This window comes from Xylanimonas ulmi (assembly GCF_004216535.1).
Classification (GTDB): domain Bacteria; phylum Actinomycetota; class Actinomycetes; order Actinomycetales; family Cellulomonadaceae; genus Xylanimonas; species Xylanimonas ulmi.
Map to the genome: position 1 here is coordinate 3,882,829 of NZ_SGWX01000001.1, position 13,004 is coordinate 3,895,832.

The 13,004-nt window shown below is 75.4% G+C and carries 10 protein-coding genes; 4 read left to right on the plus strand and 6 right to left on the minus strand.

The features are described 5' to 3' along the window. Positions 1 to 3: 3 nt before the first annotated feature. The gene (locus tag EV386_RS17820) at positions 4 to 918 is read left to right on the plus strand and encodes an SURF1 family protein (protein WP_242608027.1); all 915 of its coding nucleotides are present in this window, start codon (positions 4 to 6) and stop codon (positions 916 to 918) included. A gap of 89 nt (positions 919 to 1,007) precedes the next feature. Here EV386_RS17820 and EV386_RS17825 read toward each other — a convergent pair whose 3' ends face one another. The 6 genes from EV386_RS17825 to EV386_RS17850 all read right to left on the minus strand — a co-directional run bounded on the left by EV386_RS17825 (position 1,008) and on the right by EV386_RS17850 (position 10,153). Then, on the minus strand, positions 1,008 to 2,174 hold the full coding sequence (locus EV386_RS17825) for a MalY/PatB family protein (protein ID WP_130416601.1): 1,167 nt from the start codon (positions 2,172 to 2,174) through the stop codon (positions 1,008 to 1,010). A 36-nt stretch (positions 2,175 to 2,210) separates the two neighbouring features. Continuing rightward, positions 2,211 to 3,944 (minus strand): ABC transporter ATP-binding protein, encoded by a 1,734-nt coding sequence (locus tag EV386_RS17830; protein ID WP_130416602.1) that lies wholly within the window; start codon positions 3,942 to 3,944, stop codon positions 2,211 to 2,213. Beyond that, a complete protein-coding gene (locus EV386_RS17835) occupies positions 3,941 to 5,755 on the minus strand; it encodes an ABC transporter ATP-binding protein (protein WP_130416603.1) in 1,815 nt (604 codons plus the stop codon). The genes EV386_RS17830 and EV386_RS17835 overlap by 4 nt, the downstream gene beginning before the upstream one ends. Before the next feature lie 200 nt (positions 5,756 to 5,955). Next, complete coding sequence (locus tag EV386_RS17840) at positions 5,956 to 8,775, minus strand: ABC transporter permease (RefSeq protein ID WP_130416604.1); 2,820 nt, start codon at positions 8,773 to 8,775, stop codon at positions 5,956 to 5,958. Beyond that, entirely contained in the window at positions 8,772 to 9,503 is a 732-nt protein-coding gene (locus EV386_RS17845) for an ABC transporter ATP-binding protein (RefSeq protein ID WP_130416605.1), read from the minus strand. The genes EV386_RS17840 and EV386_RS17845 overlap by 4 nt, the downstream gene beginning before the upstream one ends. Further along, positions 9,503 to 10,153, minus strand: coding sequence for a PadR family transcriptional regulator (locus EV386_RS17850; protein WP_130416606.1), 651 nt, complete (start codon positions 10,151 to 10,153; stop codon positions 9,503 to 9,505). Before EV386_RS17850 ends, EV386_RS17845 begins: the two co-directional genes overlap by 1 nt. A gap of 145 nt (positions 10,154 to 10,298) precedes the next feature. On the opposite strand from EV386_RS17850, the gene EV386_RS17855 reads away from it, so the two are divergent. The 3 genes from EV386_RS17855 to EV386_RS17865 all read left to right on the plus strand — a co-directional run bounded on the left by EV386_RS17855 (position 10,299) and on the right by EV386_RS17865 (position 13,003). Then, complete coding sequence (locus EV386_RS17855) at positions 10,299 to 10,703, plus strand: DUF3817 domain-containing protein (protein ID WP_130416607.1); 405 nt, start codon at positions 10,299 to 10,301, stop codon at positions 10,701 to 10,703. A 23-nt stretch (positions 10,704 to 10,726) separates the two neighbouring features. Then, the gene (gene guaA, locus EV386_RS17860; RefSeq protein WP_242608028.1) at positions 10,727 to 12,316 is read left to right on the plus strand and encodes a glutamine-hydrolyzing GMP synthase; all 1,590 of its coding nucleotides are present in this window, start codon (positions 10,727 to 10,729) and stop codon (positions 12,314 to 12,316) included. A gap of 96 nt (positions 12,317 to 12,412) precedes the next feature. After that, complete coding sequence (locus EV386_RS17865) at positions 12,413 to 13,003, plus strand: aromatic ring-opening dioxygenase LigA (RefSeq protein WP_207216567.1); 591 nt, start codon at positions 12,413 to 12,415, stop codon at positions 13,001 to 13,003. Position 13,004 lies beyond the last annotated feature (1 nt).

The following is a 13,004-nucleotide window of genomic DNA, read 5'->3' on the forward strand; positions in this document are numbered from 1 at the left end:
CGCGTGCCCGAGCCGCTGACCGTGCGCCCGTCGACCTGGCGCGCGCTGTTGCGCCCCCGCATGCTCCTCCTCCTGGTGATCGCGCTGACGGCCGCCGCGCTGTGCGCCCGGCTCGGCCTGTGGCAGTGGCACCGCGCGCTCGAACGCTCGGCCGCCGCGGAGCGGCACGCCGTGGCCGAGGTGGCCGCCGCCGGGCCGGTGGGGCTCGGCTCGCTCGTCGCGCCGCAGTCGCCCATGCCCGGCGACGACGTCGGCCGGACGGTGTGGGCGCGGGGGACCTACGAGGCCTCGGGTCAGCGCCTGGTCCGCGGGCGCGCGCTCGACGGCGAGGTCGGCTACCTGGTCCTGACGCCGCTGCGAGTCGCCGACGACGGCACGGGCGGCGACTCGTGGGCGGACTTGTCCGGGCAGCCCGTGCTGGCCGTGGTGCGCGGATGGGTCGCCGCTCCGTCCGACGCGCCGGGCCTGGCCGTCCCCGCGGGCGAGGTCCAGGTGACGGGTTGGCTGCAGTCCGCCGAGGCCACCTCGGGGCAGGTCGCGCCCGACAACCCGGGCGGGCCGCCCCTGACCGACGCGATCGCCCCGTCGGCGCTCGTCAACGACTGGGGTGGACCCATCTGGGACGGCTACCTGGTGCTGACGGCGTCCGATCCCGCGCAGGTGGCCGCCTCCGACGGCGGCCCGGCCGCGCTGCCGCGCCCCGTGATCGAGGGCGGGTCGGGGCTCAACCTGCAGAGCCTCTTCTACGCGATCGAGTGGGCCGTGTTCGCGCTGTTCGCGCTCGCCTTCTACGTGCGCCTCGCGCGCGACGAGCTCGCCGTCGAGCGCGGGGCGCCGGCGCCGCCGGGGTCGGGCGGCCCGCCCGTCGTGCGCCCGCCCCGCGGGCAGGACGCCGGCATCGCGGGTCTGCCCGGCTGAGCGCCGGACGCTGTCAGCCCGGCTGAGCGCCGGACGCTGTCAGCTCGTCGTCGTGGGCCCCGGCTGCCCGGCGCCTGGCTGCGGCGCCGTCAGGCCCGCGCGCCGAGCGCGTCCGTCACCCTAGACAGCAGCGTCCGCAAGACGGGCCGCGGGGTGGCGAGCGTGAGGCGGACGTGCCCGGCGCCGGCGCGGCCGCAGTCCTCGCCGTCGGTGAGCGCGACCCGGGCGTGCTCGCGCAGCCAGCGGGCGGGCTGGTCCAGTCCGAGCGGGCGCAGGTCGAGCCAGGCCAGGTAGGTGCCCTCGGGCGGTGTGTGCCCGACGGCCGGGGCATGCCGTGCGAGGTGCTCGGCGGTCAGGCGGCGGTTGCCGTCGAGATACGCGAGCACCTGCGCGAGCCAGCCCTCGCCGTCGTCGTACGCGGCGGTGTGCGCCAGGACGCCGACCGTCGAGGTCAGGTGCTCGGTCCACACGCCCGCGCGCCGCCACACCTGGGCGGCGTCGTCGTCGGTCAGGATGAGCTGCGCGGCCTTGAGGCCAGGGATGTTCCACGCCTTGGACGCCGACGTCGCGGTCACGGCGTGCCCGGCCGCCACCGCGGACACCGACGCGTAGGGCACGTGCGCGCGGCCCGCGTAGACGAGCGGCGCGTGGATCTCGTCGGCGAAGACCCGCCCGCCATGTCGCTCGACGACGGCGGCGACCGCCTCCAACTCGTCGCGCTCGAACACGCGGCCGGTCGGGTTGTGCGGGTTGACCAGCACGAGCAGCCGCGCGCCCGCCGCAAAGGCGGCGTCGATCCCGTCGAGGTCGTGCGTGAGCGGGCCGCCGTCACGCGCCAGGGGGACCTCGATGACCTCGCGGCCCAGGTCGCGCAGCAGCGGGGCGAACGGCATATAGGCCGGCGTCGGCAGGATGACCGGCGAGCCGTCGGGCGTCAGGTGCCGCACGACCGCCTCGAACGCCGCGAGCACGTCGGGCACGGGCCGCACCCGCTCGGGGTCGGGCGACCAGCCGAAGCGCCGCTTCGCGAACCCGGTGTACGCGCGCTGCAGGTCGGCGGTCGCGTGGTCGGGCAGATAGCCGAGCAGCCCGCGGTCGACGGCCTCGTGCGCCGCGCGGGTCACCGCCGGCGCCGTGCCGAAGTCCATCTCGGCGACGAACGCGCCGATCGCCTCGCCGAAGGCCGTCCACTTGACGCTGCCGGAGGCGCGCAACTGGTCGAGGGTGATCGCGTCGAGCTCGCTCGCAGTGGGCATGGGCCCATCCTGCCGCGCCTGACCCGTCGGGTCAGGTCACTCGTGTTGCCAGGAGTGCCACAGGGCGGCGTAGGAGCCGCCTGCGGCCACCAGGTCGTCGTGGGAGCCCAGCTCGGTGATGCGGCCGTCCTCGACGACGGCGACCCGGTCGGCGTCGTGCGCGGTGTGCAGGCGGTGGGCGATGGCCACGACCGTGCGCCCGCGCAGCACGGCGGCCAGCGACCGCTCCAGATGCCGGGCCGCGCGCGGGTCGAGCAGCGAGGTCGCCTCGTCGAGCACCAGCACGTCGGGGTCGAGCAGCACCAGCCGCGCGAGCGCGACCTGCTGCGCCTGCGCCGGGGTCAGGGCGGCGCCGCCCGAGCCCACCTCGGTCGCCAACCCGTCGGGCAGGGCGTCGACCCAGTCGAGCGCGTCAACCGCAGCCAGCGCCTCGCGCAGCCGCGCGTCGTCGGCCGCGGCGTCGGCCAGCCGCAGGTTGTCGGCGATCGTGCCGACGAAGACGTGGTGCTCCTGCGTCACGAGCGCGACCCGGCGGCGCAGCTCGTCCAGGGGCAGGTCGACCAGCGGCACGCCGCCCACCGTGACCGACCCGCCGGTGGGCGGGTGGATGCCGGCGAGCATGCGCCCCAGCGTCGACTTGCCGGCGCCCGACGGCCCGACGATCGCGAGCCGCTCCCCGGGGCGCAGGTCGAGGTCGATCCCGTGCAGCACGTCGTGGCCCTCGCGGTAGGCGTACCGCACGCCGCGCGCCTCCAGGTCGCCCGACGACGGCGTGGCCGTGCCCGTGGCGCGGTCCGGGGGCACGAGCCGCACACCGATGATGCGCGCGAGCGACACCGCCGAGACCGAGATCTCGTCGAGCCAGTACACGAGGTTCCACACCGGTCCCGTGAGCTGGAACGTGAACATGACGACGGCGGTCACGGCGCCCATGGTCACCGCGCCCTGCGCGACGAGGAACGCGCCCCACACCAGCACGGCCACGGGCGCGATCACGAACGTCACGTCGACGCCCGGGAAGAGCACGGTGCGCAGCCGCAGCGTGCGCATCTCCGCCTCATAGGCCGCAGCCAGGTCGGCGTCGGACCGGTTGTCGCGGCGCAGGCCCAGGTCGAGCGCGTCGACGGTGCGCACCCCCTCGACCGACTCGGTGACCGTGCCGTTGAGCTCGGCATAGGTGGCCGACTCGCGTTGATAGGCGGCGGGCGCCCGGCGCAGGTACCAGCGCATGACCGTGATCAGCAGGGGCGCGCCCACGAACATCGCGACCGCGACGAGCGGGGACAGCACCAGGCACGCGGCGACGGTCAGCGTGATCGTCACGACCGAGACCACGAGCTGCGGGAGCCCGAACCGCACGGCGTTCTGGATCTTCGACACGTCGTTGGTCGTGCGAGCCACGAGGTCGCCCGTCCCGGCGCGCTCGACGGTCGAGAGGGGAAGCGCCGTGACGGTGGCGAGGAACTCCTCGCGCATCGACGCGAACACCGTCTCGCCGAACACCATCGAGCGCTGCTGCGCGACCTTCTGCACGGCGGCGCGCGCGAGGATCGCGACGACGGCGATGAGCACGAGGTCGCGCACATGCCCCGCCGTCGTGCCCGCGCGCACGTCGTCGACCAGTCGGCCCAGCAGCCAGGGGCCGACGAGCCCGGCCAGCGCCGCGAGCACGTGCAGCGCGGCGATCGCCGACAGCTCGCGCCGGTTCGCGCGCAGCAGGCCCGCGGTGTAGCGCCAGGTGGTGCGGGCGTCCGCGATGGGGAGCCTCATGAGCGCGCCTCCGCGGTCTCGTCGTGCCTGGTCTCGTTCTGCCTGGCCCCGTTCTGCCCGTTCTCGTCCCGCAGGGTGCGCCCGACGACGGCGCGGTAGCGCGCCGCGGCCTGCCCGCCCTCGGCGGCGCCCGCGTGGTTGAGCAGGTCGCGGTGGGCGCCGCGCACGGCGACGCGCCCGCCGTCGAGGAACAGGACCTCGTCGACGTGGTCGAGCACGAGCGGGCTCGCGGTGACGATGAGCGTCGTGCGGCCGCGGCGCGCGTCGGCCAGGCGCGCGGCGATGCGGGCCTCGGTGTGGGCGTCGACCGCGCTGGTTGGCTCGACCAGCACGAGGATCTCGGGGTCGGTCAGCAGGGCGCGCGCGAGCGCGACGCGCTGGCGCTGCCCGCCCGACAGCGAGCGGCCCTTCTCGGGCAGGTCGCCGGCGAGTCCGTCGGGCACCGAGTCGAGCACGTCGTGGGCGTCGGCGACGTGCACGGCCCGCTCCAGGTCCGCCAGCCCCGCGCGCGAGCGCGCGTCGAGCTCGGCGCCCAGGCGCCCGGAGAAGATGGTCGGCGTCGCCTCGGCGACCACGATCCGCTGGCGCAGGTGCTCCTTGGGCAGCGAGGCCAGCGGCGTCCCGCCGAGCGTCACGGGCGTGCCGGCCTCGGCGGCGTCGTCGAACCGGCCCAGGCGCACCGCGACCGCGGCGGCCTCGTCGGGGTCGGCCGCGACCAGCGCGAGCACGCGGCCCGGGGTGAGCTCGACGCCGGTCGTCTCGTCGCGCAGCACGGCGCCGGGGGCGGGCGGGGTCGCCGTCGCGGGGGCCGCGCCCGTGGCGGGCACGACCCGCAGCACCTTGACGACCTTGGCCGCCGAGACGTGCGCGTTGGTGGCGATCTTGAGGTACTGGGTCGCGAGCTGCACCGGCCAGCCGAGGAACGCCGCATACCCATAGAACGACACGAGCTGGCCGGCGGTGATGTGGCCGTCGACGGCGGCGAGCGCGCCGAGGTAGACCACCACCACGACGAACAGCCCCGGCAGCAGCACCTGCAGGGCGTCGAGCCACGACTGCGTTCCGGCCACGCGCACGCCCGCGGCGCGCACGGCCTGCGACTGGGCGCGGTAGCGCGCGGCGAACACGCCCTCGCCGCCGATGCCGCGCAGGATGCGCAGGCCCGAGACGGTGTCGGCGCCCAGCGTGGTCAGGCGTCCCGTGGCCTCACGCTGCGCCGCCTGGCGGCGGGAGAGCGGCTTGACGAGGAAGGCGAGCACGATCGCGACGACGGGCAGGCCCGCCGCGACGACCAGGCCGAGGCGCACCGACGCCGAGAGCATGAGCGCGGTGGTGACCGCGTAGGCCACCAGCGAGCCGAGGAACTGCGCCGACATCGCGAACAGCTCGCCGATGCGGAACGTGTCGTTGGCGACGGCTGCGACCACCTCACCCGTCGGCAGCTCGGCCGACACCGCGTGCCCCGAGCGCGACACGGTGCGCGAGACGAGCTGCGAGGAGCGGAACGCCGCGTGCATCCAGTTGCGGATGTCGAAGCGGTGCCCCACGACCGACACCGCGGCCATCGCGACGCCGACCGCGAGCAGCGCCCCGGCCCAGCGCCAGGTCGCCGCGTCGAGCCCGCCGTCGAGCGCCGAGTCCACGACGCGCCCCAGCAGGAACGGCTGCACCGCCTGCGCGCCGAACGTGATGACCCCGCAGGTCAGCGCGGCGGCGAGCGTCGCGGCCTGGCGCCGCGCGAGCCAGCCGAGGAACGACCACGGACCGCGCAGCGGGGGCGCGCCCGGGTCGGACAGGGGGAGGGGTCGCACGAGGAGTCACGCTAAGCCGGGGGACCGACACCCGTCGACGCCTTATCCAGGGTGTGGGGGGCGCGGGTGTGCGTCAGGCATGGAGTGTTCGAGCGCTTCGTGCGGTGTTCGAGCGCACGGGCGCTCGAACACGCCCCCTACCGCTCGAACGCGCCGCAGATGCTCGAACACCCGTGCCCTCCGGGATCCGGCCCGGGCGGTCAGCCTGCCGTGCGGTGGGTCAGGACCAGGCGGCTGCGGGTGACCAGCCAGGCGGCGGTGACCGCCAGGAGCGGCAGGCCGACGACGAGTCCGGCCAGCACGGGCCAGGGGACCACGACGGACCAGGTGGGATCGGGTCCCCCGAAGCCGCGCGCGTCGCGGTAGCGCTCGAACAGGACGAACGCCGCCCCGAGCGCGACGCCCGAGGCCGCCCCGACGAGGGCGCCGATCCCCGCGATCGTGCCGGCCTGGGCCGCGACCAGCCGTTTGCGGGTGCTGGGTTTGGCGCCGACGGCGGCCAGCGTCGCGAGGTCGGGCCGGGACTCCGTGGCGGCGAGCGCCGTCGCGATCCAGGCTGCGGCGAGCGCGAGCAGGCCCGCGCTCCCGGCGATGATCAGGGTGCTGAGCCACTGCGGCGCGCCGAGCTCCCGGGGCGGCCCGCCGACGCCGACGCCGACGGGCGGCCAGCCCTCCGGGGTCGTGCCGAGCTCGTCGCCGATGAGGTCGTCCAGGGTGCGCTGCTCGGCGTTGCTGAACCGGTGCGGAGTCCGGGCCAGGACGCCGCCGGTGACGACCTCGCCCCCGAGGCGCTGCGCGACCGCGGCGGGCAGGACCGGAAGGGCGGCGTTGCTCGGCCCGACGGCGTCGCCGACGCCGAGGGCGGGCGCCTCGACGACGTCCTCGCGCAGCGGTGCGCCGGTGTCGACCGCCCAGTGCTGGACGCGCAGCCGCGCGACGCCGTCGGTCTCGTCGCCCGCCAGGACGACGGCCTTGCCCGCCTCCAGGGCGGCGCGGGCCGCAGCGGCGTCGGGCAGGCCCAGCAGGTCGACGAGTCCGCCGTCGTCGACGACCGGGCCGGTGATGGCGTTGCCGACCTGGACCCACCCGCGCTCGACGTCGGGCGATCCGGTCAGCACCGACGACCCGACGCCGTCGACATCCGGCATCCGCAGCACGGGCACAGGGTGGACGTCGACGGGCGCCGCGGCGACCTGCGCGATGGCGTCCCTGACGGCGTCGACCTGCTCGGACGTGAGCCCCTCGGCGGCGCTCGCGCTGACGAGCAGCACGTCTGGCGCCGCAGTGACGAGCTGGCTGCGGATGTCGTGCTGCGACTGCGCGTAGCTGTAGACCAGGCCCGCCGAGGCTCCGGCGCATGCCACGAGCACGGCCGCGATGGCCGGGGAGGTGCGCGACCGGTTCCGGGCGGCGTCGCGCAGCGCGAACCGCCAGGCGAGCGGGAGGCGCCCGGCGAGGCGTCCGAGCAGGGCGATGATGCCCCCGCACGCCATGACCAGGCCGATCTCACCGATGATGACGCCGGCGGCGAGCGCGAGCGGCTGGCGGGCGACGCCCGCGCCGATGGCGGCGCCGAATCCCGCCACGGCCAGGACGCCGCCCGCGATGGCCGGCCAACGGCGGTGGGACGTCTCGCCGCGCCGTCCCGCGAGGACCGCGACGACGTCGGCCTTCGAGGCGCCGCGGGCCGGGAGCCAGGCCGCGACCGTGGCCAGGCCGACGCCCACGAGGCCGATGCCGAGCACGGGCGCCGTGGGAACAGCGAAGTGCCGCAGGCTCTCCGCCCCGTCCATGCGTGCGACGAGCACGGCCGCTGCGGCGATCCCGAGCAGGACGCCGGCGCTCGCGGCGGCGGCGCCGATCACGACGCCGGCGCCCAGCACCATCGCCCGGACGGTGCGCGCCGTCCCGCCGTTCGCGGCGACCACGGCCAGCGCGCGCGCCGAGCGGCGCGCGCCCACGGCGAAGGCCGGGCCGATGAGCAGCACCGCCTCGAGCAGTGCGATGGCGATGACCGCGACGACGGGCCCCCACTGCGCGATGCGGTCGAAGACCGGGCGCTCCGGTTGGCTCTGGAAGTAGGGGACCGCCGCGCGGTCGGGTGGGTTGAGCAGCACGTCGCGGCTGACCGCGACCACGCCGACGTCGTTGAGACCGAGCACGTCGCCCCAGGTGACCGGGGTGGCGCCGCTGACGAACCAGCCGACCGCCGCGAACGCGCTCGACAGGTCCACCACGTCCGGCGTCGTGAGCACGCCGGACGGGGGCAGGAGGAGGTCCGCGCCCTGCGGTTGGTCGGCGAGGAGCAGGCCCGAGACGGTCGCGTCGCGGCGCTGCGCATCGGCGTCGTCCTGCGAGGTCGTCACGGTGTCGCCGACGCCGACGCCGAGCTCGTCCGCCACGATCGCCGCGATCGCCACCTCGCCGTCGCCCGGCAGGTGGCCCTCGGCCAGCGGGAACGCGGCCGCGACGGCCGGTGAGGTCGGATCGGTCTGGAGGGCGGTCGCGTAGGTGTGCAGGCGCGGGCCGTCGACCCGCAGGGCGTCCGCGGCGAACGGGACGAGGCTGTCGGCGGTGGGCAGCGCGGCGGCGACGGCGGCCTCGACGTCGGCGACCGCGGTCGTTGTCGGCGCCAGCCCGTCGGGGGCGGCGGCCGCGCCGTCGTTGGCGGAGTCCGTGGCGGGGCTCGTACCGAAGCCGATGCCGCGCGGGTCCTGGACCACGATGTCGCCGACGTACCGCAGGCTCGCCTGGAGGTCGGGGCCGAGCTCGGTGGCGACCTGCCGTTCGGGCGTGTCGCGCGCCGTCCACAGGGTGACCGACGCGAACGTCCCGAGTGCGACGGGAAGCGTCACCATGACCGCGACCAGTGCGGTGCGGCCCTTATGACGGCGTGCGTCCCGGGCTCCGTAGCGCAGGGCCACCCGCCAGCGGCCGCGCAGGCGGGCGCCGGGGCGGCCGGGGCGCGTGCCCTCCGGGCGGGCGGCCGACCGCGAGGGCCGGTCGAGCGTCGCGGTCATGGCCGCGCCGCCTCGGACAGGAGCTGGTCGGGGCCGCCCGCGGCCCCGGTGTCGTCGACGACGAGCCCGTCGCGCAGGAAGACGATCCGGTCCGCCCAGGCGGCGTGCCGGGCGTCGTGGGTCACCAGCAGCCCGGACGCCCCGGCGTCGACCCGCGCGCGCAGGACGCGCATGACGGCCTCGCCGGTCACGGAGTCGAGCGCCCCGGTCGGCTCGTCGGCGAGCAGGAGCCGCCGGGGACCGACGAGCGCGCGGGCGATGGCGACGCGCTGGGCCTGGCCGCCCGACATGTCGTCGGGGAACCGGTCGGCGAGGTCGTCCAGGCCCACCTCGGCCAGCGCGGCCGTCCCGGTGGCGCGCGCCCTGCGGGCGGGCACGCCGTCGAGTTCGAGCGGCAGTGTGACGTTCTCCAGCGCGGTCAGCGCCGGAACCAGGTTGAGGTCCTGGAACACGTAGCCGACGTGCCGGCGCCGCAGGCGGGCCCGGCCCTGGGCGTCGAGGGCGCCGACGTCGTCGCGGCCCACCCGCACCGAGCCCGACGTCGGGGAGTCCAGGCCCCCGGCCAGGTGCAGCAGCGTGGACTTGCCGGAGCCGGAGGGGCCCATGACGGCGACGAGCTCGCCCATGGCGACGGTGAGGTCGACGCCGCGCAGCGCGTGCACCTCGGCCGCGCCGTGGCCGTGGACGCGGGTGACGCCGCGCATGGTGAGCATGACGGGGGAGGGCATCAGCGGCCTGCCTTCGGGCTCGGTGCGGGGGTGGTGGCCGCGGTGTTGGTCGGGGTCGGCTCGGCCGGCGCCGTCTCATGCGCGGGCCGGCGGGTGTGCGCGGCGCGCAGCACCGACGTCTCGACGTGGTCGAGCCACCGGACCTCGGCCTCGGCCGCGAAGATCAGCGAGTCGAGCACGAGGGACCAGGCGAGCCCGGGCCCGTCGGCGGCGGCCTCCCGCTTGAGCCGCGTGTAGTCGCGCAGCGCCCGCAGGGTCTCGGTGCGCTGCCGCTGGACGACGGACCCGACGTCAACGCCCTGGACGGTGACGGCCAGCGCGAGCTTGATGGCGAGTTCGTCGCGGGCGGGGGCGTTGCGCTCGACGGGTCGGCCCCACCAGGCCGTCGCCTCGGCGCGCCCGGCGTCGGTGAGCCGGTAGCGCTCGGCGCTCGGTCCGCCCTTCGGCGGCCGCGGAGCCTCGATCGGCGCGTGGTCATCGGGCACGGGCTCGACGAGTCCGTCGCGCTGCAGGCGCGCGAGCGTCGTGTACGCCTGCCCGATGTTGAGCGGCCACGTGCCGCCGGTGCGGGCCTCGAACTCCTGGCGAAGTTGGTAGCCGCCCATGGGCTGCTCGGTGAGGAGGGCGAGGAAGCCTTGCCTGATCGACATCGGGGTCTCCCTGCTTACTGGGTAAGGACGGTGCGCTGGACCCGATACTTACCGAGTAAGGGCGTGACGTCAAGGGCGGCGCGGCGAGTCCGCGCAGTCTGGGACGGCGGCGATCGCCACGCGCCGCGCTGGCTATGGTGTTCCCGTGACCGAGGTATCCACCGCGCAGGCCGCCACCGCCATCCGCAAGGCCCGGGGCGCGCTCTCCCGCTACCGCTTCATGGCGATCCTGACCGGCGTGATGCTGCTGCTGCTCACCGCCTGGTGTGTGGTCAAGTACGTCTTCGGCGACTGGTGGGGCCTCGACGTCGACGCCGTCGTCGACGCGACCTGGATCGTGGCGCCCGTGCACGGCTGGGTCTACGTCGTCTACCTCGCCACGGTGCTGCACGCGTGGTCGACCATGCGCTGGGGCTGGGGCCGGCTGGCCACGATGGTGCTGGCCGGCGTCGTGCCCGTGATGTCGTTCGTCGTCGAGCGGCGTGTGCACGCCGACGGGCAGGACAAGCTCGACGCGCTCGCCCAGCGCTACGCGGTGGCAGGCGCCTGAGCGCCACGAACTACGATTGGCGGGTGACGACGCCCCCCGCTCCCGCCGTCTCGACCCCCCGCCCCGTGCTGGTGGTCGACTTCGGCGCCCAGTACGCCCAGCTCATCGCGCGCCGCGTGCGCGAGGCCAAGGTGTACTCCGAGATCGTGCCCCACAGCATGTCCGTCGCGGACATGCTCGCCAAGGACCCGGCGGCGATCGTGCTGTCGGGCGGCCCGTCGTCGGTCTACGCCGACGGCGCCCCGTCCGTCGACCCCGCGCTGTTCGAGGCGGGCGTGCCCGTCATGGGCATCTGCTACGGCTTCCAGGTCATGGCTCAGGCGCTCGGCGGCGACGTCGCGCGCACCGGCCTGAGCGAGTTCGGCGGCACCGCCGTCGAGGTGTGCGCCACGGGCGTCCTGCTCGACGGCACCCCCGCCCACCAGAGCGCGTGGATGAGCCATGGCGACGCCGTGCGCCGCGCCCCCGAGGGCTTCGACGTGCTCGCGACGACGGCGGGCGCCCCCGTCGCGGCGTTCGAGGACCGCGAGCGGCGGCTGTTCGGCGTGCAGTGGCACCCCGAGGTGCGCCACTCCGAGTTCGGCCAGAGCGTGCTCGAGCACTTCCTGTACGACGGCGCAGGGCTGGCGCCCGACTGGACGCCCGGCAACGTCATCGCCGACCAGGTCGCCGCCATCAAGGCGCAGGTGGGCGACGCGCGCGTCATCTGCGCGCTGTCGGGCGGCGTCGACTCCGCGGTCGCCGCCGCGCTCGTGCAGCGCGCCGTCGGCGACCAGCTCACGTGCGTGCACGTCGACCACGGCCTCATGCGCGAGGGCGAGGTCGAGCAGATCGAGCGCGACTTCGTCGCCGCCACGGGCGTCAACCTCGTCGTGCGCGACGAGAGGGAGCGGTTCCTGTCGGCGCTCGCGGGCGTCACCGACCCCGAGACCAAGCGCAAGATCATCGGCCGCGAGTTCATCCGCGTGTTCGAGGACGCCCAGCGTGACATCGTCGCGCAGGCGGGCGCGCACGGCGAGGAGGTCAAGTTCCTGGTGCAGGGCACGCTGTACCCCGACGTCGTCGAGTCCGGCGGCGGCGAGGGCGCGGCCAACATCAAGTCGCACCACAACGTCGGCGGCCTGCCCGACGATCTGACGTTCGAGCTCGTCGAGCCGCTGCGGGCGCTGTTCAAGGACGAGGTGCGCGCGGTGGGCCGCGAGCTCGGTGTGCCCGAGGAGATCGTCTCGCGTCAGCCGTTCCCCGGGCCGGGCCTGGGCATCCGCATCATCGGCGAGGTCACCGCGCACAACCTCGACATCCTGCGCCGGGCCGACGCCATCGCACGCGAGGAGCTCACCGCGGCGGGGCTCGACGGCGAGATCTGGCAGTGCCCGGTGGTGCTGCTGGCCGACGTGCGCAGCGTGGGCGTCCAGGGAGACGGGCGCACCTACGGCCACCCCGTGGTGCTGCGTCCCGTCTCGTCCGAGGACGCGATGACCGCCGACTGGACGCGCCTGCCCTACGACGTGCTCGCCACGATCTCGACGCGCATCACCAACGAGGTGCGCGAGATCAACCGCGTCGTGCTCGACGTGACGAGCAAGCCGCCGGCGACCATCGAATGGGAGTGATAGGGGTCACAAACCGCGCGTGACCTGGCTCTCACTGGGCGCGACATCCTCCTGGCCGATAGCGTGACTTAGGCCACTCCCAGTCAGGAGGAAGAGATGTCAAGCACGGTCACCGTTCGTCCGACCCGCAGTGTTCGGGGCATCGGCCTGGTCGCGGTCGTCGCAGGGGTTGTCATGATCGTCGCGGGGATCCTGGTGTGGGCTCTGGTCGCCTCGCAGTTGGCCGACGAGAAGATCACCGTCTCCGGCGACGCGTCATTCATGGGCGGGATCTTCCAGGGCGACCGTGTCGTGGGCCCGCTGAGCGCGTTCGCCCAGGCCGACGTCATCAACCACCACGCGCTCAACGCGACCGACGGCCAGACCTACGCCGAGCTCGGCTCGGACGACCCGCGGCGCGAGGTCGTCATGACCGCGTCGTTCCTGCGCGCCTCGCTGTTCACCTCGGTCGTGTCGTTCGGCATCTGCGCGCTCGTCATCGCACTCGGCGTGCTGTTCCTGCTGGTGGGCCTGGCGCTGCGCCGACTCGCCACCGGCCCCGAGGTCGCCATCAGCGGCGTCGGCGCGCAGGCGCTGGCGTCGGACGCCGAGGCGTACGGCCGCCACTCCGGCTCGACCGCCCCGACCACGCCGCCGTCGGCCGGCGGGGCTCCGCCCGGGGACGTGAGCGATCCCGGGCCCGTGTAAG